The organism is Ruegeria sp. BHSC043, from assembly GCF_059612985.1.
In genome coordinates, this window is sequence record NZ_JBXWRS010000023.1 from 1 (window position 1) to 23,703 (window position 23,703).

At 62.6% G+C, this 23,703-nt stretch carries 20 protein-coding genes and 3 tRNA genes; 10 read left to right on the forward strand and 13 right to left on the reverse strand.

Going from position 1 to position 23,703, the window contains the following annotated elements; all coding sequences use genetic code 11:
* Positions 1–92 precede the first annotated feature (92 nt).
* The gene (gene gltA / locus AC2FMM_RS17520) at positions 93–1,388 is read left to right on the forward strand and encodes a citrate synthase (protein ID WP_496689079.1); all 1,296 of its coding nucleotides are present in this window, start codon (positions 93–95) and stop codon (positions 1,386–1,388) included.
* Positions 1,389–1,422: 34 nt separating this feature from the next.
* On the opposite strand, the gene AC2FMM_RS17525 is transcribed toward gltA, so the two are convergent.
* Positions 1,423–2,493: a PA0069 family radical SAM protein gene (locus tag AC2FMM_RS17525; protein ID WP_496711392.1), complete on the reverse strand. Its 1,071-nt coding sequence runs from the start codon at positions 2,491–2,493 to the stop codon at positions 1,423–1,425.
* A gap of 290 nt (positions 2,494–2,783) precedes the next feature.
* Between AC2FMM_RS17525 and AC2FMM_RS17530 the strand changes: the two genes are divergently transcribed.
* From AC2FMM_RS17530 to AC2FMM_RS17540, 3 genes are all read left to right on the forward strand, one after another.
* Complete coding sequence (locus AC2FMM_RS17530; protein WP_149774433.1) at positions 2,784–3,482, forward strand: corrinoid protein; 699 nt, start codon at positions 2,784–2,786, stop codon at positions 3,480–3,482.
* Between the two features lie 146 nt (positions 3,483–3,628).
* The gene (locus AC2FMM_RS17535) at positions 3,629–4,663 is read left to right on the forward strand and encodes a Hint domain-containing protein (RefSeq protein WP_496797270.1); all 1,035 of its coding nucleotides are present in this window, start codon (positions 3,629–3,631) and stop codon (positions 4,661–4,663) included.
* 77 nt (positions 4,664–4,740) lie between these two features.
* The gene (locus tag AC2FMM_RS17540; protein ID WP_496797271.1) at positions 4,741–5,409 is read left to right on the forward strand and encodes a DUF1638 domain-containing protein; all 669 of its coding nucleotides are present in this window, start codon (positions 4,741–4,743) and stop codon (positions 5,407–5,409) included.
* A gap of 9 nt (positions 5,410–5,418) precedes the next feature.
* Here the strand turns inward: AC2FMM_RS17540 and AC2FMM_RS17545 are convergent, their stop codons facing one another.
* Positions 5,419–5,829, reverse strand: a complete 411-nt coding sequence (locus AC2FMM_RS17545) for a SufE family protein (RefSeq protein ID WP_496797272.1) — start codon at positions 5,827–5,829, stop codon at positions 5,419–5,421.
* A 212-nt stretch (positions 5,830–6,041) separates the two neighbouring features.
* On the opposite strand from AC2FMM_RS17545, the gene AC2FMM_RS17550 reads away from it, so the two are divergent.
* Positions 6,042–6,494 carry a hypothetical protein gene (locus tag AC2FMM_RS17550; RefSeq protein WP_496678171.1) on the forward strand — a complete coding sequence of 151 codons (453 nt, stop codon included), beginning with the start codon at positions 6,042–6,044 and terminating at the stop codon, positions 6,492–6,494.
* A 6-nt stretch (positions 6,495–6,500) separates the two neighbouring features.
* Here AC2FMM_RS17550 and rnd read toward each other — a convergent pair whose 3' ends face one another.
* The 3 genes from rnd to purM all read right to left on the reverse strand — a co-directional run bounded on the left by rnd (position 6,501) and on the right by purM (position 9,412).
* The gene (rnd, locus tag AC2FMM_RS17555) at positions 6,501–7,658 is read right to left on the reverse strand and encodes a ribonuclease D (RefSeq protein WP_496797273.1); all 1,158 of its coding nucleotides are present in this window, start codon (positions 7,656–7,658) and stop codon (positions 6,501–6,503) included.
* Positions 7,659–7,772: 114 nt separating this feature from the next.
* Entirely contained in the window at positions 7,773–8,369 is a 597-nt protein-coding gene (gene purN, locus AC2FMM_RS17560) for a phosphoribosylglycinamide formyltransferase (protein WP_496797274.1), read from the reverse strand.
* Complete coding sequence (gene purM, locus AC2FMM_RS17565) at positions 8,366–9,412, reverse strand: phosphoribosylformylglycinamidine cyclo-ligase (RefSeq protein ID WP_496797275.1); 1,047 nt, start codon at positions 9,410–9,412, stop codon at positions 8,366–8,368. The genes purN and purM overlap by 4 nt, the downstream gene beginning before the upstream one ends.
* Before the next feature lie 106 nt (positions 9,413–9,518).
* Between purM and AC2FMM_RS17570 the strand changes: the two genes are divergently transcribed.
* Positions 9,519–9,595: transfer RNA gene (locus tag AC2FMM_RS17570), tRNA-Ile, on the forward strand.
* Positions 9,596–9,604: 9 nt separating this feature from the next.
* Here AC2FMM_RS17570 and AC2FMM_RS17575 read toward each other — a convergent pair.
* Positions 9,605–10,924 (reverse strand): ATP-binding protein, encoded by a 1,320-nt coding sequence (locus AC2FMM_RS17575; RefSeq protein WP_496740585.1) that lies wholly within the window; start codon positions 10,922–10,924, stop codon positions 9,605–9,607.
* Between the two features lie 48 nt (positions 10,925–10,972).
* Here AC2FMM_RS17575 and AC2FMM_RS17580 point away from each other — a divergent pair, with 48 nt between their 5' ends.
* The 3 genes from AC2FMM_RS17580 (at position 10,973) to AC2FMM_RS17590 (ending at position 12,246) form a co-directional block, all read left to right on the forward strand.
* A complete protein-coding gene (locus tag AC2FMM_RS17580; protein ID WP_496797276.1) occupies positions 10,973–11,884 on the forward strand; it encodes an MBL fold metallo-hydrolase in 912 nt (303 codons plus the stop codon).
* Positions 11,885–11,957: 73 nt separating this feature from the next.
* Positions 11,958–12,032 (forward strand) — tRNA-Asn (locus AC2FMM_RS17585).
* Between the two features lie 139 nt (positions 12,033–12,171).
* Positions 12,172–12,246, forward strand: a tRNA-Asn gene (locus tag AC2FMM_RS17590).
* Between the two features lie 21 nt (positions 12,247–12,267).
* On the opposite strand, the gene AC2FMM_RS17595 is transcribed toward AC2FMM_RS17590, so the two are convergent.
* The 5 genes from AC2FMM_RS17595 to AC2FMM_RS17615 form a co-directional block, all read right to left on the reverse strand.
* Positions 12,268–13,887, reverse strand: a complete 1,620-nt coding sequence (locus AC2FMM_RS17595) for a long-chain-fatty-acid--CoA ligase (RefSeq protein ID WP_496797277.1) — start codon at positions 13,885–13,887, stop codon at positions 12,268–12,270.
* A gap of 175 nt (positions 13,888–14,062) precedes the next feature.
* Complete coding sequence (gene pgi, locus AC2FMM_RS17600) at positions 14,063–15,673, reverse strand: glucose-6-phosphate isomerase (protein WP_496797278.1); 1,611 nt, start codon at positions 15,671–15,673, stop codon at positions 14,063–14,065.
* Between the two features lie 3 nt (positions 15,674–15,676).
* Positions 15,677–16,348 carry a 6-phosphogluconolactonase gene (gene pgl, locus AC2FMM_RS17605; protein WP_496711400.1) on the reverse strand — a complete coding sequence of 224 codons (672 nt, stop codon included), beginning with the start codon at positions 16,346–16,348 and terminating at the stop codon, positions 15,677–15,679.
* On the reverse strand, positions 16,345–17,799 hold the full coding sequence (zwf, locus tag AC2FMM_RS17610; RefSeq protein ID WP_496797279.1) for a glucose-6-phosphate dehydrogenase: 1,455 nt from the start codon (positions 17,797–17,799) through the stop codon (positions 16,345–16,347). Before zwf ends, pgl begins: the two co-directional genes overlap by 4 nt.
* Positions 17,800–18,117: 318 nt before the next feature.
* Entirely contained in the window at positions 18,118–18,387 is a 270-nt protein-coding gene (locus AC2FMM_RS17615) for an usg protein (RefSeq protein ID WP_149774447.1), read from the reverse strand.
* 223 nt (positions 18,388–18,610) lie between these two features.
* On the opposite strand from AC2FMM_RS17615, the gene gyrA reads away from it, so the two are divergent.
* Complete coding sequence (gyrA, locus tag AC2FMM_RS17620; protein ID WP_496797282.1) at positions 18,611–21,310, forward strand: DNA gyrase subunit A; 2,700 nt, start codon at positions 18,611–18,613, stop codon at positions 21,308–21,310.
* A 39-nt stretch (positions 21,311–21,349) separates the two neighbouring features.
* Here gyrA and yghX read toward each other — a convergent pair whose 3' ends face one another.
* Positions 21,350–22,246 carry a YghX family hydrolase gene (yghX, locus tag AC2FMM_RS17625; RefSeq protein WP_496797280.1) on the reverse strand — a complete coding sequence of 299 codons (897 nt, stop codon included), beginning with the start codon at positions 22,244–22,246 and terminating at the stop codon, positions 21,350–21,352.
* A 63-nt stretch (positions 22,247–22,309) separates the two neighbouring features.
* A partial coding sequence (locus tag AC2FMM_RS17630) for a carboxypeptidase M32 (RefSeq protein ID WP_496797281.1) occupies positions 22,310–23,703 on the reverse strand: 1,394 nt, incomplete at its 5' end.

A 23,703-nucleotide genomic window follows, 5' to 3' on the forward strand; every position in this document is an offset into this window, starting at 1 on the left:
GGGTAACGCTGCTCGGCTAGGACCAACGACGCAAGGGTTGTGCGCACCATCAGTGCGGGCTCCGCCATACGCATGATTGAGGAAGGGATACCATGACAGAGAGCAACAAAACCGCCACGCTGACCGTCCACGGCGACACTTACGAACTGCCGGTGCTCTCGCCGACCGCCGGGCCGGACGTCATCGACATTCGCAAGCTGTACAGCCAGGCGGGCGTGTTCACCTATGACCCCGGCTTTACCTCGACCGCCAGCTGCGACAGCACCATCACCTATATCGACGGTGAAAAGGGTGAACTGTTGCACCGCGGCTATCCGATCGACCAACTGGCCGAGAAATCGCACTTCCTCGAGGTGTGCTTCCTGCTGCTGTATGGATATCTGCCCAAGGCCGACGAACTGGAACAGTTCGAAACGACCATCACCCACCACACGATGCTGCACGAGCAGATGCAGTATTTCTATCGCGGGTTCCGCCGCGACGCGCACCCGATGGCGATCATGGTGGGTGTCGTGGGCGCGATGTCGGCCTTCTATCATGACTCGACCGACATCTCGGATCCGCGCCAGCGCGAGATCGCGTCGCACCGCTTGATCGCCAAGATGCCCACCATCGCGGCCTGGGCCTACAAGTACCACATCGGCCAGCCCTTCGTTTATCCGCGCAACGATCTGGACTATGCGTCGAACTTCCTGCGCATGTGCTTTGCTGTTCCGGCCGAGGATTACGAGGTCAACCCGATCCTCAGCCGCGCCATGGACCGCATCTTTACCCTGCACGCAGATCACGAGCAGAACGCCTCGACCTCGACCGTGCGTCTGGCGTCGTCCTCGGGCGCTAACCCGTTCGCCTGCATCGCTGCCGGCATCGCCTGTCTGTGGGGCCCGGCCCATGGCGGCGCCAACCAGGCCTGCCTGGAGATGCTGGAAGAGATCGGCAGCGTAGACCGTATCCCCGAATACATCGCCCGCGCCAAGGACAAGAATGACCCGTTCCGCCTGATGGGCTTTGGCCACCGCGTGTACAAGAACTTCGACCCGCGGGCCAAGGTAATGAAGCAATCGGCCGACGAGGTTCTGGACCTGCTGGGCATTGAGAACAACCCAAAACTGCAGGTCGCCAAGGCGCTTGAGAAGCAGGCGCTGGAAGATCCGTATTTCGCCGAGAAGAAGCTGTTCCCGAACGTCGATTTCTACTCGGGCATCATCCTCGAGGCGATGGGCTTCCCGACCTCGATGTTCACCCCGATCTTTGCCCTGTCGCGGACCGTCGGCTGGGTCAGCCAGTGGAAAGAGATGATCGCCGATCCGCAGAATAAGATCGGCCGTCCGCGCCAGCTGTACCTGGGCGAGACCATGCGCGACTATGTCGACATCGAAAACCGCTGAAGAACCCGACCCCGCCACAGAGCGGGGTCTTTTTCTATTGGAACAATGACAGCTGGTCGCCGGGCAGCGGCGGCCGCGCGAACAGGTCGCAACGCAGATCGGGCGTTCGCACTGCTAGTCCCAACCGGGCCACGGCTGCGTTGAACCGATTGGCGATCAGCTCGGCAAAGACGCCCTCGCCCCGCATCCGATGCCCCCAGCGCGGGTCATAGTCCTTGCCGCCATGCATCTCGCGCAGCCGCGCCATCACCTTTTCGGCGCGGCCCGGTTCGTGATCCGCCAGCCATTCCCGCCACAGGTCTGAAACCTCGCGCGGCAGGCGCAGCATGATCCAGCTGGCCGCATCCGCCCCCGCATCTCGGCCTGCCTCCAGCAGGGCCTCAAGCTCGTGGTCGGTCAGGCCGGGAATGACGGGCGAGGTCATCACCCGCACCGGGATCCCGGCCTCGGTCAGCGCCCGAATAGTCTGCAACCGCCGTTGCGGCGACGGCGCGCGCGGCTCCATCCGCCGCGACAGGCTGCCATCCAGCGTGGTCAGCGAAATGCCGACCCGCACCAGCCCCTTGGCCGCCATGGGGGCAAGCAAGTCCAGGTCCCGTTCGATCATCGTTCCCTTTGTCACGATGGCCACCGGGTGGTTGAAGTCATGCAATACCGCGAGGCAACGTCTTGTTATCTCATGCGTCTTTTCGATCGGCTGGTACGGGTCTGTGTTGGTTCCCAACGCGATCGGCGCCACTTTGTAGCGGCGCGCCGAAAGCTCGGCCCGCAGGATCTCGGGCGCGTTCGGCCGGGCGATCAGGCGGGTTTCGAAATCCAGCCCCGGCGACAGGCCCAAATAGGCGTGGGTCGGCCGGGCAAAACAATAGACACACCCATGTTCACACCCCCGATACGGGTTGATCGACCGGTCGAACGGCAGGTCCGGCGACCTGTTGTGGGTAATGAGTGACCGCGCGGTTTCGTACCGGACATCCGTGCGTAAGGGCGGCAGAACCTCGGGGATATCCCAGCCATCATCGAAGTCTTCATACGCGAACTGCTCGTACCGGCCGGCTTGGTTGGACCGGGCGCCCCGCGCACGTTTTTCCTGCTGAACACGCATGTTTGTTCACCTATTGTTCTCACTGCACAGTGATAACGACGGGACGATCTCGGCGCAAGCCGAACCGCGTTCTTGCATACCTCGGTTAAACTCTGAGGATGGAATCCACGTGAAATTTCTACAGAATGATCATGTGAAATTTTCGTTCGTTGGACGCAAGATTTTCGCCTATAGGTCGGTCCCGGAACCGCCGAGGTCGCAATCGTCACAGTCCGACTGCGACGTTTTGGCCAAAACGGAAAAAACAGCCACCACGGGCCCATGGCCCCAACAGCTCAGGGATTTGCCCCATGTCCGATGAAGAAGACATCGTCCTGTCGGAACTGAATGACGACGAACTCGTCGAACAGATGTTTGATGACCTGTATGACGGCCTGAAGGAAGAGATCGAGGAAGGCGTCAACATTCTGCTGGAACGCGGCTGGGCCCCTTACGACATTCTGACCAAGGCTCTGGTCGGCGGCATGACCATCGTGGGGCATGACTTCCGCGACGGCATCCTGTTCGTACCCGAGGTTCTGCTGGCCGCCAACGCGATGAAGGGCGGCATGGCGATTCTCAAGCCTCTGCTGGCCGAAACCGGCGCGCCGCGGGTCGGCAAGATGGTGATTGGAACCGTCAAAGGCGACATCCACGACATCGGCAAGAACCTCGTATCCATGATGATGGAAGGCGCCGGGTTCGAGGTGGTGGACATCGGCATCAACAACCCCGTCGAGAACTATCTGGAAGCACTGGAGACCGAACAGCCGGACATTCTGGGCATGTCGGCCCTGCTGACCACGACCATGCCCTATATGAAGGTCGTCATCGACACGCTGGTCGAACAGGGCAAGCGCGACGACTATATCGTGCTGGTGGGCGGCGCCCCCCTGAACGAAGAATTCGGCAAGGCAATCGGTGCCGATGCCTATTGTCGCGACGCCGCGGTGGCAGTTGAAACGGCCAAGGAATTCGTGTCGCGCAAGCACAATCAGCTGGCCGGCTGAACGCAACGCCCGACCCGATCAACAAACCGCCTCTCTGGGGGCGGTTTTTTTATTTCTTGACAACAGGTTGAGTGTTTTGATTTCCGGCTTAACCTTCCGGTAATCTTTGGCTAGTAGAGCACCGTTAACGAGCATACGAGGTTCCTGTGCCAACGACGTTCACGGCCATCTATCTCGGCAATCTAGCCGACATCGACACCTTCGAAGGAAACAACCGCGCCGAAAACGCACAAGCCCTTGTTGGGTCTCAATTCGGCGGACCGGGCAATGCTCTTCTCAACAACGCCGTCACCTGGAACCCCGCAGGCAATCCCGGCCAAGTGTACGAGATGAACAACGCCAACGGCGATCAGTTCTCGATCGACGGCGGCCCGCCCCAGATTTTCGATGGCACGTCGATCTACAACGCGACGATCACTTATATCGATGGGACGACGGCCAATATCACCGCAGTCGTCGCGCAGGATATCGACGGCAACACCTATCTTATGCCCGAGTTCGCTCCAAACCCCGATCAGACGGCCCTGTCGGCTGGGCCGATCCAGTCCATCCGTCTGGACAGTCTGGCGGGGCGCGACTTTCGCGGCCTGACTGCGGATCGTCAAACCTGGGACTTGGTCACCTGTTTCACGCAGGGCACCCGAATCCGTACCGAAAGCGGTGATCGCCCTGTCGAAACTCTGAAACCCGGCGACATGGTGGCCACGGTCGATCACGGCCTGCAGCCGCTGCGCTGGATCGGGCGTTGCACGGTACCCGCGCGGGGCGCTTTCGCTCCGGTCCTGTTTCGGCGTGGGGCAATCGGCAACGATCGTGACCTTTTGGTCTCGCAGCAGCATCGCATGTTGGTGCGCAACTGGCGGGTCGAGTTGAACACCGGTCACCCCGAAGCACTGGACCCCGCAAAACATCTGGTGAACGGCCACTCGATCGTGCTGCGCCCCGGCGGCAATGTCACCTATCTGCATTTGCTGTTCGACCGCCACGAACTTGTCTGGTCCGAGGGATGCATCAGCGAAAGCTTCCACCCCGGCGCCCTGGGGTGGACCAGTTTGGACGAGGCCTCCCGCACAGAAGTTCTGAGCCTCTTCCCCGAGCTTGCGCACCGCGGGCTGCAGGCCTTTGGCCCAACGGCGCGCCCTGCCCTGCGCGCGTACGAGACCCAGGGGTCGGTCGCCTGACCGACCATGTCGGAACCGAGCTTGCATCGCCGGCCCGGACGGTATCTGCTGGGTATGGCACCAAAGGAAACCCGCACATGCACTGCAACGATCTTCCGGATGACGAAAGCCTGACGATCCGCGGATATACGGACGCGGGCGCGCGGCAGAACGTTCTTCTGATCGCTTGCGGCGCGTTGGCGCGCGAAATCCTCGATCTGAAACGGCGCAACGGATGGGACCATCTGGCCCTGACCTGCCTGCCGGCGATCCTGCATGTTCACCCTGAACGGATCACCCAGGCGGTCGAGGACGCAGTGGCTAGGCACCGCAACGACTTCGACCGCATCTTCGTGGTCTATGCCGACTGCGGCACCGGTGGCCTCTTGGAGCAGGCCTGCGAACGGCTGGGCGTCGAGATGGTCAAGGGACCACACTGCTATTCGTTTTTCGAGGGCAACGACCGGTTTGCCCAACATGGCGACGAAGAAACCACGGCCTTCTATCTGACCGATTTCCTGGCGCGTCAGTTCGATGCCTTCGTCTGGAAACCTCTAGGGCTCGACCGTCATCCGCAGCTACGCGACATGTATTTCGGGAACTACACCAAGCTGGTCTATCAGGCACAGACCGACGACCCTGAGTTGACAAAGCGAGCCAAGGAATGCGCCGACCGTATGGGCTTGGCTTTCGAACGCCGCTTCACCGGGTATGGCGATCTGGAGCGAACTCTGTCGGACTGGGCCAGCCGCGCGCCCAGCAAGTGACGCCCCGGATCAGGCGTGTTCGCTGGCGACGCTTCGAATGCGCTGCACCATCGCCCGCAACCCGTTGGACCGCTGCGAAGACAGATGCTCGTTCAGCCCCAGCCGCGCCAGTTCGGCTGCCGCATCCACCCTGGGCACCTCGGAGACCGGCAGGCCGTTGTACAACGCCCGCAACACCGCAATCAGTCCGCGCACGATCAGGGCGTCGCTGTCTCCGTCGAACCGGAAAACTCCGTTTTCGACAACCGGGTGCAGCCAGACCTGGCTGGCGCAGCCGTCCACCTTGGTGGCCGGAACCTTCAGCGCGTCGTCCAGGGGCGGCATGGCCTTGCCCTGCTCAATCACATAGCGATAGCGATCTTCCCAGTCCTCCAGGAATTCGAAATCCTCTACGATGTCTTCGAACGTGGGGGTTGCCATGGGCACAGATCCTCTGGTTTCCATCTCAGGCCTGACCTAAGCCGCCAAACCGGGCCTGTCCACCCCAAGCGCGCCTTTTCAAACCACTGGAATTAGGCTAATCGGTATCGGGTAACTTTGTGCAAAGCGTTGGGTCCATGCAAAAAACTCTGTCCGTTCTCATGATCGCGTCCTTGACCCTTTCGGCTTGCAGTGGTTGGCGGGATTCGCGGGTGAATCCGTCGAATTGGTTCGGCCGCAGCACTCCCGCCGCCCCGGTCGAAACGCCCGCAGATGACGCCAACGCTTTGGTCCCCGATCAGGGTTCCGGACGAGGATTCTTCGCCCGGCCCGAAGCCGAGGACATCAGCGTTCTGGTCACCACGATCGACGAGTTGCGGATCGACCGCAAGCCCTCGGGCGCGATCGTTCTGGCCAGCGGTACGGCCTTTCGTCAGGGCGCCTATGACGCCCAACTGCGTCCGGTTGAGTCGGAGGAAAACCGCAAGAACGGCGTGCTTGAACTCGAATTCCGCGTGAACTATCCGCCCTATGCCACTCCGCAGGGACCCGAGCGGACGCGCGAAGTAACCGACGCGATCGACATCAGCCAGGATGACCTGGACGGCATCCGCCTGATCCGCGTCAGGGGCCAACAGAATGCGCTGGAATCGCGGCGGCGCTGAGCCGCCCTACAGTGGCACGACCTTGACGTTCTGCCCCTTGGCGGCCAGTGCGATCTTTCCCTCGCACAGTTTCAGAGCGTCCTCGCCGAACACCTCGTAGCGCCAGCCCGACATGGCCGGCACGTCGCGCTGACCCGCCGCGATCTGGTCCAGCTCCGAGCTGTTGGCGATCAGCTTTGCGGCCACGCCGGCGCTTTCGGTCTTGGATTTGAGCAGCACCCGCAGCAGATCGGCCAGGGCCGGGTTGACCTTCAGCTTGTCACGGCTGTTGTCAACCTTGGGCATGTCCTCGGGCGGGCAGTTGACGCCGCGTTTGACCGCTTCGAGGATACCATCTGCGATCGCACCCTTGCGGGCCTCGCGCAGCAACAGGCGCGACCCGCCCAGATCCGCATGGGTGCGGGGCTTGGTCGAGGCCAGTTCGATCAGCGCGTCATCCTTAAACACCCGGTTTCTGGGAATGTTGTTCTCTTGCGCATAGGTTTCTCGGAACTTGGCCAATTCACGCACCACGGCCAGAAACTTGCCAGAATTGGTGCGGGTCTTGACCCGTCGCCAGGCCTCTTCGGGTCGGATGTCATAGGTGTCGGGATTGGTCAGAACCTGCAGTTCTTCCGCAACCCAGCGGCTGCGGCCGGTCTTGTCAAGTTCGGCGGCGAGGTGTTCGTAGATCTGGCGCAAATGGGTCACATCGGCCAGCGCATAGGTCTTTTGCGCTTCGCTCAGCGGACGGCGCGACCAGTCGGTAAAGCGCGAGGTCTTGTCCAGACCCTGCTTACAGATCTTGCGCACCAGCGTTTCATAGCCCACTTGCTCGCCAAAGCCGCAGACCATTGCGGCGACTTGGGTATCGAACAGCGGCTTGGGAAAGACCCCGGCTTCGACCCAGAAGATCTCAAGATCCTGCCGCGCGGCGTGGAACACCTTGACGACATTTTCGTCCCGGAAAAGGTCATACAGCGGGTCGAGCGAGATACCCTCGGACAGAGGATCGACCAGAACCGCACTGTCATCGTCGTCCGACGGCACAGCGAGCTGCACGAGGCAGAGTTTCGAGTAATAGGTCCGTTCGCGCAGAAACTCGGTATCGACGGTCACATAGGGAAACTTGGCCGCAGCCGTGCAGAAGTCGGCCAGGTCTTGCGTGGTCTTCAGGGTCTTCATGCGCGCGCTGTTCTTGCTCTTTCTGTGGTCAATGCCCGTTGGTCTTTCACCGCCACGAGCGCTTCGGCAGACCATAAGCCGATTGCGCGCCGCATGTAAATCTCCGGCGGGATATCAAGGCAACATGACCGGTGCCTTGTCGCCACGGGCAAATCGCTCCAAAACCGCCGGGTACAGTTTGTGTTCCCACGCCAGAACCTTCCGCGCCAAGGTCTCGGGCGTGTCATCCGGCGCGATCTTGACCCGAGCCTGACCCAGGATCGGGCCGTCATCCAACGCCGCTGTGACCTCGTGCACGGTGCAGCCATGTTCGGCATCTCCGGCGGCGATAGCCCGGGCGTGGGTGTTGAGCCCCTTGTATTTAGGCAGCAGCGAAGGGTGAATATTCAACATCCGCTCCTGAAACCGGGACACGAAATCGCCCGTTAGCACGCGCATGAACCCGGCTAGGCAGATGATGTCGGGCTTGGCCTCGAGCAACGGCTTGCATAGCTCGGCCTCAAACGCGGCACGGTTGCCGCCGAACGGCCGGTGATCGACCACGGCGGTGGCGATCCCGCGATCCGCCGCCTTGGCCAGTCCGCCCGCATCTGCATTGTTCGACAGAACCAGACAGGGGCGCGCCGGGTGGTCGCCGGTCATGCTGTCGACCAGCGACACCATGTTCGACCCGCCCCCGGAAATCAGGATGGCGACGCGCTTGTGGCTCACAGCAGCTTGCCTGCGTAGGAAACGCCCGCCCCTTCGGTGACCGATCCGATGCGCGCGACGGTCTCGCCGGCATCCGACAGCAGGGCGGCCAGGTCATCGGCGCGGTCGGCGGCACAGACGACGATCATGCCGATCCCGCAGTTGAAGGTCTTGAGCATCTCCGCCTCGGCGATGCCTCCGGTTTCCGCCATCCAGCGGAACACCGGCGGCAGATCCCAAGCGTTCAGGTCGATCTGAGCCCCCAGATCGTCGGGCAGCACGCGCGGCAGGTTCTCGGTCAACCCACCGCCAGTGATGTGCGCCAGCGCATGTACACCACTCGCCCGGATCGCGGCGAGGGCGGGTTTGACGTAAAGCCGCGTGGGCGTCAGCAGCGCTTCTCCCAAAGGCCCGTCACAGAACGGCGAATCCGCATCCCATCCCAGCCCCGAGATCTCGACCAGCTTGCGTACCAGCGAATAGCCGTTGGAATGCACCCCGTCCGAGGCTAGCCCCAGCAGAACATCCCCGGCCTGCACACCGGCGGGCAGATCGCTGCCGCGCTCCATCGCGCCGACGGCAAACCCGGCCAGGTCGAAATCGCCATCGGGGTACATCCCCGGCATCTCGGCGGTCTCACCCCCGATCAAGGCACAGCCCGAGCGGACACACCCCTCGGCGATACCCTCGATGATTCGCGCGGCGGTGCTGGTGTCCAGCTTGCCCGTGGCGAAATAGTCCAGGAAGAACAGCGGTTCGGCGCCTTGGCAAATCAGATCGTTCACGCACATGGCCACCAGGTCGATGCCCACGCCGTCGACCACGCCCGTGTCGATCGCGATCCGTAGCTTGGTACCCACGCCGTCGGTTGCGCCCACCAGGATCGGGTCGGAATACCCCGCCCCTTTCAGATCGAACAACGCGCCAAACCCGCCAAGGCCGCTCATGACGCCGGGGCGGTTCGTCCGCTTGGCGGCGGGCTTGATCCGGTCGACCAGCGCGTTGCCCGCATCGATATCCACGCCCGCGTCTGCATAGGTGATGCCGTTCTCGCCCGCTGTCATGGCCGTTCCCTCATGAATGCTTTCAGCGCGGGTTAGTCGATTGTGCGCCGCGTTGCAACGGTCAGGCTTGACGCGGCCGTTCTGCGTGATACCCAAGCGGTCGGGCGGGCCTGTAGCTCAATTGGTTAGAGCAGAGCGCTCATAACGCTTTGGTTGGGGGTTCGAGTCCCTCCGGGCCTACCATTTCCCTGTTCATCGTCCGATGATGATATCGGCACACAATCCGCCCAGGCTTTCGCTTTTGCCCAGGCGCAGCACGCCGCCATGGGCGCGGGCCACATCGGCCACGATCGCCAGCCCGAGCCCGACGCCGCTGCCCCGATTCTGGTTGCGCGCCGGATCAAGACGGCTGAACGGGCGCACCGCCTCGGTGCGCTGGTCCGGCGGAATGCCCGGCCCGTCATCTTCGACCCGGATCCGCAGCGACTTACCGGTCAGGGCGACGCTGACCACGGCCCGCGTCCCATAGCGGACGGCGTTGCCGATCAGGTTCTCGACCGCGCGCCGGATGGCAACCGGGCGCAGCTTGACCGCACCTTCGCCCTCGATGGTCCCAAGGGCGGCATTCTGGCCGGCCCTCTGGGCATCGTCGACGATCTGCCGCACCAGCGCGGCCGGATCGACATCGACGGGGTCGCCCTCGGACACACCCTGCGAGAACTGAAGGAACGCATCCACTAACGACTGCATCTCGGCCACGTCCTGCAAAAGAGGCGCGGCGTCTTCCTCGGGTAGCAGCGACAGGCCCAGCCTGAGCCGCGTCAGAGGCGTGCGCAGGTCATGGCTGACTCCGGACAGGATCAAGGTCCGCTGTTCGATCTGCCGTTCGATGCGAGCGCGCATGTCCAAAAACGCATTGCCCGCGGCGCGCACTTCGACCGCGCCGCCCGGCGAGAACGGCACGACACGACCCCGCCCGAAGGCCTGCGCCGCCTCGGCCAGCCGGGTAATCGGCCGCAGCTGGTTGCGCATGTACAGAAACGACACCGACGTCATCAGCACCGCGAAGAACACCATCGTCACGATCAACTGATGCGGCGCCACAGTCGAAAGACGCCGCCGGTCGAAGCGCAATTCGAGCAATCCCAGATCGGTCTGCAGATATAGGGTGGCGGTCTGGCTGTTCGGCAATGAAACCGCCGATAGCTCAGGCAGTTCAACGCGCAGATCCGATTCGACCTGCGGCGCGATAAAATCATACCAGCGGCGCGCCTCGATCGTCGGAGACTCGCTTGGCCCCAGAAACCGGGCCTGCATAGCCAGCCCCTTCAGAAGCGGACGTACCTTGGCCAGGCCTTCGTTCTGTGTTTCCGAGCCCGCCATCGTGTCGAGGACCAGTTGCACCTCGCGCGACGCGGCATGGGTCATCTGTTGCGTCACGTCCTTGAGATGCTCGCGTACGAAGGCGATGGACACGACCAGCAGGACGACCACCACCGGCACCACCAGAATCAGCGCCGCGCGCGCGTACAGGCTGCGCGGCATATAGGGTTTGAGCCAGCGTGCGTTCATGCGCTAAACCTAGCGGGACGTTCAGACATGCGAAAGAGGCGACGACGGATGACGGACCACGAATTCGACCCGCAGCCCGGACTTCCCGTCCAGCTGCAACCAGGCTTAAGGCGCATCGTGGCCCCGAATCCGTCGCCCATGACCCATCGCGGCACGAACACCTACCTTCTCGGCACCCGCGACGTCGCCGTGATCGACCCCGGCCCACTCGACGAGTCCCATCTTCTGGCCATTCTGGCCGCTTTGTCCCCGGTTCAGCGCATCAGCCACATCATCGTGACGCACAGCCATCTGGACCACTCCCCGCTTGCCGCGCCTCTGGCCAAGCGGACCGGCGCGCCCATTCTGGCCTTCGGAGGCCCCGAGGCCGGGCGCAGCGCGGTCATGGCCCGACTGGCCGCGCAGGGGATGGCCGGCGGCGGCGAAGGCATCGACGCCACGTTCCGCCCCGACATCGAACTGGCCGACCAAGACCGGGTCGAAGGGGACGGCTGGTCGCTGGAGGTGATCCACACGCCGGGCCATCTGGGCAATCACGTCGCCCTGGGATGGGGTGATGTCTGCTTCACCGCCGATCATGTGATGGGATGGGCCAGTTCGCTGGTGTCTCCACCCGACGGAGACCTGACCGACTTCATGGCCTCCTGCCACAAGTTACGAGCCCGGACCTGGTCGGTGTTCCATGCCGGTCACGGTGCGCCGATCACCGATCCCGCAGGCCGGCTGGATTGGCTGATCGGGCACCGGCAATCGCGCGAGGCACAGATACTTGACGCCCTGTCACAGGCACCGGGAACAGCGCGGGAGCTGGCGCGACGAATTTATTCCGACACGCCCCCTGCCCTGCTGCCCGCGGCCGAGCGCAACGTTTTCGCCCATCTGGTCGACCTGACCGGGAAACGGCGCGTTGCCCCGAACAGCGCGCTTGGCATTCAGGCTGAATTCGCCCGGGTCGCCTGACGTCGAAAAAATTCGCATCGACGGCTTTTCCCCTCTGGACCTCGAAAATTCGGGTTGCTATATCCGCCTCAGTTCCGGCGTAGCTCAGCGGTAGAGCAGTTGACTGTTAATCAATTGGTCGTAGGTTCGATCCCTACCGCCGGAGCCAAAATCTCCCCGAAAACGCTTCTAAAATCCGCGTCGTGGCGCGCTTTTGTCGGCGCTCGCGCAACCTGAAAATCGATCAAAAAAAACTTGCTTCGACCTCTGGACGCCGCCGGACCGGGTTGCTATACGGCGCGCACCGTTCCGGCGTAGCTCAGCGGTAGAGCAGTTGACTGTTAATCAATTGGTCGTAGGTTCGATCCCTACCGCCGGAGCCATTTCTCAAAGACCCGCACAAGTCACCCCTTCAGGGCGTCCTTGAACTCGTCCCGCAGTTTGCGTTTCAAAACCTTGCCAGTCGCATTCAGTGGCAGCGCATCGACGAAGACCACTTTGTCCGGCACCTGCCACTTGGCGATCTTGCCGTCGAAAAACTCCAGCAGCTCGGCCTCGGACGGGTCCTCGCCCTCAGCCTTGACGGCCACCAGCAGCGGGCGTTCGTCCCATTTGGGATGCGGCACGCCAATCACCGCCGCGGTGGCCAGTTTCGGGTGCGCTACGGCGATGTTTTCCAGCTCGACCGAGCTGATCCATTCACCGCCCGACTTGATAATGTCCTTGGATCGGTCGCGGATGGTCATGTAGCCATCCGGGTCCAGCGTCGCCACATCGCCCGTAGCGAACCAGCCATCCTGCAGAAGCTCTTGGTCCTGCAGCTGGAAATAGCTGTCCAGCACCCAATGTCCGCGCACCATCAGGTCGCCCTGCGTGACCCCGTCATGCGGCAGGTCGTTGCCATCGTCATCGACGATCTTCAGCTCGACTCCAAAGGGCGGACGACCCTGATTCTCGCGCAGTTTGTGCTGTTCCTCAATCGGCAGCTTGCGATGCTTGGCCAGCGGAATGTTGGCGGTGCCCAGCGGGCTCATCTCGCTCATCCCCCAGGCGTGCACGGTGTCGACGCCGTATTTTTCCCGGAAGGTTTCGATCATCGAGGGCGGGCAAGCCGCGCCGCCGATTACCGTACGTTCGAGGCTTTCCAGCTTTGTGCCGCATTTGGCGGCATGCGCCAGCAGGCCCTGCCAGATCGTGGGAACCCCCATCGCCAGCGTCACGCCATAGGTGTCGATCAGGTTCACCAGCGCCTCGCCATGCAGGTCCGGCCCGGGCAGCACCATCTGCGAACCGGACATGGCGCAGCCATAGGGTGAGCCCCAGGCGTTGACATGGAACATCGGCACCACCGGCATCACCACATCCATTGCCGAATACCCAATCACGTCGCGGGTGTTCGACGCAAAGCTGTGCAGAACGGTCGAACGGTGCGAATACAGAACGCCCTTGGGGTGGCCGGTCGTGCCCGAGGTGTAGCACAGGCTCGAGGCTGTGTTTTCATCGAAGACGGGCCATTCGAAATCGGCGTCGCCGGTCTCGATTAACTCGTCATAGAACTCCAGGCCGGGGATCTGCTGCAGCGCGTCCTCGTTGCGCGGCCCCATCAGGACAAAATGCTTCACCTCGGTCAGTTGATCGCGGATCGCGGCAACCAGCGGGAGAAAGGTGGCGTCGAAGAACAGCACCCTGTCTTGCGCGTGGTTGATGATGTAAACCAGCTGTTCGGGGAACAGGCGCGGGTTGATCGTGTGGCAGACGAATCCTGCGCCCGAGGCCGCATAGTAGATCTCAAGATGCCGGCGGTTGTTCCAGGCCAGGGTGCCGATCCGATCCTGCGACTGCAGGCCCAGCTTGGTCAGCGCCGACCCCATGCGCCGGGCATTGGCAGCGATCTCACCCCAGTTCGTCCGGGTGACGGTTCCATCGGTTTCGACCGACACGATCTCGGTCTGACCATGATAGCGCGCAGCATGATCGATCAGTGACGAAATCAACAGCGGCTGCGTCATCATCTGTCCCAGCATGGACATCCTCCCATTCATCGCGCCGGCTTGATGCGGCGTCTGTTGCGGCCCGGCGGCACGGCGGCGTGGCCGGCCCCGGGGCTTCTCCTCGGGGCCGATCCTGCCAATCATTCAATTGTCTGACAATAAGGAAATGCGACCTGCCGCTGCGGCAGGTCGTCGGATTTGCTGGGCTTCAGCCCCGGTGCCGCAGCGCATAGGCCACAAGTGCGGCGGTCGAGCCGTCCTTGCCCTCGGTGCCCGCATCGCCATCGACGATCGGCCCCAGCGAGGTGGCCAGTTCCTTGCCCAGCTCTACCCCCCACTGGTCGAACGAGTTGATGCCCAACAGCACGCCTTCGACGAACACCCGGTGCTCATAGAGCGCAATGATCTGGCCCAGAACGAAGGGCGTCAGCTGCGGATAGATCAGCGTGGTCGAGGGCCGGTTGCCCGGAAACACGCGATGCCGGGCCTGACGCTCCAACTCGTCACCCTGCAGTCCCTTCTCGGCCATGCGCGCCCGCGCTTCCTCCAGCGACCGGCCGCGCATCAACGCCTCGGACTGGGCCAGGCAATTGGCCAGCAGCAGACGGTGATGATGGGCCAGCTCGGGCTCGTGCCCTTCGGCGGCCACCATGAATTCGCAAGGGATCACGTCGGTGCCCTGGTGGATCAACTGATAAAACGCGTGCTGCCCGTTTGTGCCAGGCTCACCCCAGACCACCGGTCCCGAAGGCACGCTCAGCGCCGAGCCGTCCATGGCAACCAATTTGCCATTCGATTCCATCTCGAGCTGCTGGAGATAGGCCGGCAACCGCAGCAGCCGTTGGTCATAGGGCAACACCGCGCGGCTGACATGGCCCAGCACCTGACGGTGCCAGATGCCCACCAGCGCCAGCATCACCGGCATGTTCTCGACCCAGTCCGCGGCGCGGAAATGCACGTCCATCGCCTGTCCGCCGCGCAGGAACGCGTCAAAGGCGTTCGAGCCCACCGCGATCATCACCGGCAGCCCAACCGGCCCCCAGACCGAATAGCGCCCGCCGACCCAATCAGCAAAGCCGAACACTCGGTCCGACGGGATGCCGAAATCCGCTGTCTTGTCCACGGCGCTGGACACGGCCGCAAACTGCTTCGCCGGGTCGCCCCCGCCGTCCAGCATCCAGGCCCGCGCCGTCCGCGCGTTGGTCATGGTTTCGATCGTTGTAAAGGTCTTGGACGCCACGATCACCAGCGTCCGCGTCGGGTCCAGTTCTCGCAGCGTGTCGGCGATGTGCGCGCCATCCACGTTCGAGACGTAGTGCAGGCGCGGCCCATCGTGATAGGGCGCCAGCGCCAGCGTCGCCATCACCGGCCCAAGGTCCGAGCCACCGATGCCGATATTCACCACGTCGGTAAAGCTCCCCCCTGCCCCCTGGGCCGTTCCGCCCCGGACCTCTTCGGCGAACACACGCATGCGCTGCAGGGTGTCCAGAACTTCGGGCATGACGTCCTGGCCATCAACCTCGACCGGGCCGCCATCCAGATTGCGCAGCGCCGTATGCAGCACCGCGCGGCCCTCGGTTTCGTTGATCTTGTCGCCCCGGAACATCGCGTCGCGCCGTTCGGCAAGACCGGCCTGATCGCACAGGTCGATCAGCGCCGCGCGGATATCCGCGTCGATCAGGGTTTTCGAATAGTCGAACAGCAAATCGCCGGTCGAGGCCGAGAATCTCTGCGCCCGGTCGGGATCCTGCGCGAACAGATCGAGGATTCGGGTGTCTTCCGCCTGCGCGGCAAGGGTTCTGAGTTTGTCGAGCTGCATGTCCTACTCCGCCCAATGTACCGTAATGCCGTCCAGCACCGCCGCAATCGGAGCTTCTTCGGGCGGCAGAGACATGGCCCGCTCCAACGCGTCGCGCTTTTTCGATCCGAAAATTACAAGATGCTTGGACAACGCCCCGTTCAGCACAGGCGCAGTCAGCGTGATGCGCGCCTCGGGCTGCGATTGCGGCCGGGCGACCGCCAGCGGGGGCGCATCCCCGTCCAACGCCGCGTCCAGCCCGGCCATCCCCGGGAACAGCGAGGCCGTGTGCATGTCGTCGCCCATGCCCAGCACCAGAACCGACAGCGGCAGAACCGGGACAATCAGCGCCTCGATCTCGGGCAGGATGTCTTCGGGTGCCTTGCCGGGAATGAACAGCGGCACGAACTCGGCCGCAGCGGCGCGGTTGGTCAACAGACGCTCGCGGATCAGCCGTTCGTTCGACCGGTCGCTGTCGGCCGGAACGCAGCGTTCGTCGGTGGGCAGAACCCGCACGCGGTCCCAGTCCAGGTCGGCCGCACACAGGTTGTCGAAGATCGGCCCGGGCGTGGTACCGCCGGGCACGGCAAAGGCCACGACGTCATTGTGCAGCAGTGCGGCCTCTAGCTCTCCGGCCAACGCATTGGCCACGTCGATGGCCAGCATGTCGCGGTCAGCGTATTCCTGAATGTTCATGGCTTGATCCCCTGCCATTGGCGACCGTCGCGTTTCATCAGCAGCTCGGCGTCGCCGGGGCCGGTGCTGCCGCTGTCATAAGGTTTGGGAACGTCGCCGCGCGCCTGCCATCCGGCGATGATCGGGTCGGTCCAAGCCCAGGCGGCCTCGACCTCGTCGCCGCGCATGAACAGGGTCTGGTTGCCGCGGATCACGTCCATCACCAGGCGCTCATAGGCGTCGGGGGCCTGATGGTTCTCAGGCCCCAGTGCCTCGGCAAAGCTCATGTCCAATGGGACGTCGATCAGGCGCATGCCACCCTGTCCCGGCTCTTTGATCGTGACCTTCAGCGTGATGCCTTCGTTCGGTTGCAGGCGGATCGACAGCGTGTTGGCATGCCGCCCGGCCGCAGCCCCGAAGATTGAGTGCGGGGCGTCCTTGAAGATCACGTTGATCACCGAGGACCGCGCCACCAGCCGCTTGCCGGTGCGCAAATAGAACGGTGTGCCCGCCCACCGCCAATTGCTGACATGCGCCCGCAGCGCCACATAGCTTTCGGTCGTCGAACGCGGATTGCCCACCGCCTCACGATAGCCCGGCCCGTCGGGGCCACCGATATACTGCCCGCGAACGATGTGATGCGGCTGCACCGGGTCCAGCGCGCGGATCACCTTGAGCTTTTCGTCCCGGACAGCGTCCGAATCGAACTTGGCGGGCGGCTCCATCGCGATCAGGCACAGAAGCTGCATCAGGTGGTTCTGCACCATGTCGCGCATGGCGCCGGCACGCTCATAGTACTCCTCGCGCCCGTCCACGCCCACGGTTTCGGCGACGGTGATCTGGATGTGGTCGACATACTGGCTGTTCCACAGCGGTTCAAACAGCATGTTTCCGAACCGGACGGCCATCAGGTTCTGGACCGTCTCCTTTCCCAGGTAATGGTCGATCCGATAGATCTGATTCTCGTTGAAATAGGCAGCCAGCGTGGCGTTCAGCGTGCGTGCGCTGTCCAGATCGTGACCGAACGGCTTTTCCACCACAATGCGCGTCTGCGGGGTGGCCAGCCCATGCTGCCGGATCCGCTCGGCCAGCGGTCCGAACAGGCTGGGCCCGACCGAGAAATAAAAAGCCCGAATCCGATCGTCGGTCAGCTTGCGCGCCAGAACGTCCCAGCCGGAATCGGCCCCGGCGTCCAGTTGCACATAGTCCAGGCGTTGCAGGAACCCGCTGCGCAGGTCGACCTGCCCTGCGTGTTCTGGCACGAATTCGGCCAGTGACCGCGCGACGATCGCACGAAAAGCGTCGGAATCATAATCCGACCGCGCCGCCGCGATAATGCGGACGCTTTCATGCCATTGCCCGGCACAGTAGCGGCGGAACAAGGCCGGCAGGATCTTGCGCTGTGCAAGGTCGCCGGTGCCGCCGAAGATGACCAGATCGAACGGATCGACAGGTATGACGCGTGAAACCATGAAGCGTCCTTAACCCGCCCACACGCACATGTCCAATGTTAGCGCAATCATTTTCCAGACCGTTCCGAAACGTCCGGATGAAAATCCGTGTTCAATCAAACTTCTGTCGGAATCGCAGTGTTGCAGAGGCGCGTGAAGCCAAAAAACGCTGAAATTGCAGGTTCCGCCAGAATTGAAATCGCCTTTTCCGAGCAGGCCAAGGAAAACAATCAATACCGCTACAAGCCGTCGAAACGTCAGGCAAGTCCCGGTCAGCCCCGTTGGATCAGGGGCCAGCCCCCAAGAGCGCCAAGGCACAGGCTCTTGCAGCTACCGCGCCTAGTTCAGCCGGTATTCACCTACGACATTCTGCCACTCGCCGGGGGCAATCATCTTGCGGTGGGTGAAGCGGACCGAATGTAGCGGCCCCTCGATCTCGCGCTGCCAGAATTCGATGAACTTGAACAGCTTGGGATGATCCGGCGCCAGGTCGTAGTCCTGCCAGATGAACGTGTTCAGGACATGGATATAGTCGGGCATGCGATAGAAGAATTCCGCCGTCGTCAGGCCGTACCCTTTCAGCATCAGTTCGGTTTCGGTTTGCTTCATTCAGACCTCCAATTTCTCAAAAGGTCTCTTCAGCCTAGCATGATTCTCATTCAAATTTCATTAAAACAACATGTTAAGAGATCCGAGCCCGAGATTCGCGCGGCATCTGCGCTGCTTGCTTGCACCTTATGTGCCGGGTCTGATAAGATGCATCCACAAGATATAGACCCAGCACAAAAAACGGGCAGTTTACGTGAGCGATACGCCAGAAATCCCCGAAAACATGGATGAAACCCCGCACGAGCGTCCGGTTTACGACGGCCCGACGGTATCCATCGAATCCGAGATGCGTACGTCCTATCTGGACTATGCGATGTCGGTCATCGTGTCCCGTGCGATCCCCGATCTGCGCGACGGTTTGAAACCGGTGCATCGGCGCATCCTCTACGCGATGCACGAGACCGGGAACACCCATGACAAACCCTATCGCAAGTCGGCTCGTCCAGTGGGCGATGTGATGGGTAAGTACCACCCCCACGGTGACAGCGCGATCTATGACGCGTTGGTGCGGATGGCGCAGGATTTCTCAATGTCGCTGCCGCTGCTGGACGGCCAAGGCAACTTCGGCTCGATGGACGGCGACAACCCGGCGGCAATGCGCTACACCGAGGTCCGCATGGACAAGCCCGCCGCTGCGCTGCTGGCGGATATCGAGAAAGAGACGGTCGATTTCCAGGACAACTACGACGGCAAGGACAAGGAACCCACCGTCCTGCCCGCGCGGTTCCCGAACATGCTGGTCAACGGCGCCGGCGGTATCGCGGTGGGGATGGCGACGAACATCCCGCCGCACAACCTTGGCGAAGTGGTCGACGCGACGCTGGCGCTGATCGAAGACCCGGACCTGACCAGCGAACAGCTGATCGAGTACATCCCCGGCCCCGACTTCCCCACCGGCGGCGTGATGCTGGGCCGGTCCGGCGCGCGCAAGGCCTATCTTGAAGGCCGCGGCAGCGTCATCATCCGCGCCAAAACCCGCGTCGAGGAGTTGCGCAAGGATCGCTATGCCATCATCGTGGACGAGATCCCCTATCAGGTGAACAAGGCCTCGATGATCGAGAAGATCGCCGAAGCCGTGCGCGAAAAGCGCATCGAAGGTGTCAGCCATGTTCAGGACGAATCCGACCGCAACGGCGTGCGGGTGGTGGTCGAGCTGAAACGCGACGCAACGCCCGAGGTGGTGCTGAATCAGCTGTACCGGTTCACGCCGATGCAGACCTCGTTCGGCTGCAACATGCTGGCGCTGAACGGCGGCCGCCCCGAGCAGCTGACCTTGCGCCGTTTCCTGACCAGCTTCATCGACTTCCGCGAAGATGTCGTTGCCCGCCGCACCGCCTATGACCTGCGCAAGGCGCGGGAACGCAGTCATATCCTGTGTGGTCTGGCCGTGGCGGTCTCGAACGTGGACGAGGTCGTTGCCACGATCCGGTCCTCGGCCGATGCGGCCGAGGCGCGCGAAAAGCTGATGACCCGCCGCTGGCCCGCAGCCGAGATCGAGAGCTATCTGCGGCTGATCGACGATCCGCTGTCCAAGATGAACGACGATGGCACCTACAACCTGACCGAGGTGCAGGCCCGCGCCATCCTTGATCTACGCCTGCAACGCCTGACCCAGATCGGCGTCAAAGAGGTGACGGACGAGCTGGAAGACCTGGCCGCCAAGATCAAGGAATACCTGGATATCCTGTCCTCGCGCGAACGCATCATGGGCATCATCGCCGACGAATTGCGCGAAGTGAAAGAGAACTTTGCCGTTCCGCGCCGCACCGAGATCGTCGACTGGTCGGGCGACATGGAGGACGAAGACCTGATCGAACGCGAAGACATGGTCGTGACCGTGACTTCGGGTGGCTATATCAAGCGCACCCCGCTGGCCGATTTCCGCGCGCAAAAGCGCGGCGGCAAGGGGCTGTCGGGCATGCAGACGAAGGAAGAGGACGTGGTCACCACCCTCTTCGTGGCCAACACGCATACCCAGCTGTTGTTCTTCACCACCGACGGGATGGTCTACAAGCTCAAGACCTGGCGCCTGCCCCAGTCGGGGCGCACCGGCAAGGGTAAGGCGATCGTCAACATCCTGCCGATTCCCACTGGCGTTTCGATTGCGGCGATCATGCCGGTCGACGTGCCGGATGAAGAATGGGAAAACCTCCAGATCGTCTTCGCCACCAGCGCCGGCGATGTGCGCCGCAACGCGCTGAGCGACTTCACCAACGTCAAGCGCAACGGCAAGATCGCGATGGACCTGCCCGAAGGCGTGGAACTGGTCAACGCGCGCATCTGCTCGGACGAGGACGATGTGATGCTGGTCACCAATTCCGGCCGGGCGATCCGTTTCCCCACCACTGACGTGCGGGTGTTCAAGGGGCGAAAATCGACCGGCGTGCGCGGCATCCGGCTGAACGCGGGCGACCGCGTGGTTTCGATGTCGGTTATCCGCCATTTCGAGGCCACCCCGGACGAGCGCGCCGCCTATCTGAAGATGCGTCGCCTGATGGCCGGCGTGACCGACGATACTGAGACCGACGAGGATGGCGGCAATGCTGACAGCATCCTGCCGCAGGAACGCTATGCCGAGATGTCGGCGGCCGAGAACCTGATCCTGACCATCACGGCCAAGGGATCGGGCAAGCTCAGCTCGTCGCATGACTATCCGGTGCGCGGCCGTGGCGGCATGGGCGTGATGGCGATGGACAAGGCGATGCGGGGCGGCCCGCTGGTGGCCTCGTTCCCGGTCGAAATCGACGACCAGATCATGCTGGCCACCTCCAAGGGGCAGTCGATCCGGGTCCCGGTCGACGGCATCTCGTTCCGGTCCCGCAGCGCCGGAGGGGTCAAGGTGTTCAACACCGGCAAGGGTGAAGAGGTCGTCAGTGTCGCCCGGATCGCCGATCAGGGTGATGACGAAGGCTCCGCAGAATGAACAACAAAGACCCGGCTCCAATCGGAGCCGGGTTTTTTGTTACCCAAGGTAGTTTTCAAAAAACACCAGCGTCCGCTTCCAGGCGAGGGTCGCAGCCGCGTCGTCGTAGCGCGGCGTCGTGTCGTTGTGGAAGCCGTGGTTCACGTTCGGATAGAAATGGACGCTGAACTTTTTCTGATTGGCTTTCAGGGCCTCGGAATAGGCGGGCCAGCCCGCGTTGATCCTGTCATCCAAACCGGCGTAGTGGATCATTAGCGGTGCTTGAATCGCCGGAACATCCTCGGCCGGTGGTTGGCGACCATAGAAGGGAACCGACGCCGCCAAATCGGGATACGCAACAGCCAAAGCGTTGCACACGCCTCCGCCATAGCAGAACCCAACCGCCCCGACCTTTCCGGTTGATCCCGGGTGATCCCGCAAAAATTCGAACGCCGCAAAAAAATCCGACATCAGCTTTCCCGCATCCATCGACTTTTGCATCTCCCGCCCTTGTTCATCCGTACCGGGATAACCGCCCAAAGGCCTCAGCCCGTCGGGTGCGAAGGCTAGGAACCCGGATTTCCCAAGGCGGCGCGCAACATCTTCGATATAGGGATTGAGTCCGCGGTTTTCATGCACGACCAGCACCGCTGGCAATGGACCTTCCGCGGCGGAGGGGCGCACCATGAGCCCGCCTGTTCCCTCATGTCCGTCAGGGCTTTCGAATTCGACAATTGCGGTTTCGATATCGGGATCGTCCGGCGCAACCTGCTGCGCCCAGGCATAGTTGGGCTGCAACTGCTCCAGGATCATCGCTCCTGTGACCCCGGCGGCCGTGTACCGACCGGCTTTCGCGATGAATTCCCGTTTTGTCATCTTGCCGTGAACATAACCGTCGAAGATCTCTAGGATTCGAGGGTCAAAATCACTGGCTTTCTTTCGGGCAGTTCCTGTCATTGGCTGGTCCTCCGCGATGGCAACGCCAATACCAGCTTAACCGTTCACCCCGAATCAAGAAACTTACAAGTCGTAGAGTTCGCCGAATTTCTCTTCGAGATAGTCCAGCAGTGGCTCGGGGCTCGGCTCCTGACCGCTGGCCCGCCGGATCACCTCGCGGGGTGCGTACAGACCGCCATGCTGCTGAACATGCTCGCGCAGCCAGCCGGTCGCAGCAGTGGTATCGCCCTGCGCCAGTTGATCATCCAGACCTGGAACTGCCGCCCGCAGGGCTTGGTACAGACAGCCTGCGTACACATTGCCCAGCGAATAGGTCGGGAAGTAGCCGAACAGCCCGACCGACCAATGCACGTCCTGCAGGCACCCGTTCGACGGCTTGTCGACCGCATAGCCGAAATCAGCATGGAAGCGGTCGTTCCACGCGGCTTCGAGGTCCTGAACCTGCAGATCGCCCGACATCAAGGCGCGTTCCAGATCGAACCGCAGCATGACGTGCAAATTGTACTGAACTTCGTCCGCTTCGGTGCGGATGTATCCGTTGTGCACCCGGTTTACGGCGGCATAAAAGGAATCTTCATCCGTGATGCCGAAATCACCGAAGGTGTCCGTCATCTGCCGGAACAACCAGCCAGTGAAGGCGCGCGAGCGGCCCAGCTGATTTTCATACATGCGGCTCTGGCTTTCATGAACGCCCATCGACACGCCCTGGCCGAGCGGTGTCAGAGCGTAAGCCGGGTCGATGCCCTGCTCATAGCAGGCGTGCCCGACCTCGTGAATGGTCGAGTAGAAGCAGTTGAAAGGGTCGGTTTCGCTGGTACGGGTGGTGACGCGCACGTCGTCGCCGCTGCCCGAACAGAACGGGTGTACGGCCTTGTCCACCCGCCCCCGTTTCAGGTCGTACCCGAAAGTGACCGCCAGCTTTTGCGTCAGCTTCATCTGGGCCGCTTCGTCGAACGTTCCGGTCACGCCCGCAGGGGACGGCCGGTCCAGCACAGCCGCGCGCAGCGCAACCAGACGCGGGCGCATGGCGTCGAAGATGTCGGCGATCTGGGCGGCTGTCGTGTACGGCTCATAGTCCTCGACCAGCGCGTCATAGACATCGCCGCCCTGGGCCAGAGCCGCGCCTTCTTCGCGTTTCAGCGCCACGACCTCCTCGAGAACCGGCAGAAACGCGGGCACGTCCTCGTCGGCGCGGGCCTGTGCCCACTTGCCCTGCGCGGCCGAGGTCACGCGGGCGATGGCCGTGGCCAGATCAGCAGGCACTTTGATCGTGCGCTCGTAAGTGCGGCGGATTTCGCGCAGCTGCGCCTGGCCGACCTCGGTGTCGGCATGGGCGTTCTCCAGCCACTCGGCCACACGCGGATCCGAACGGCGCGCGTGCAGGACAGCTTCGATCGCAGCCATTTCCTCGGCACGCTGGTTGACGGCGCCACGCGGCATGACAGTCTCCTGGTCCC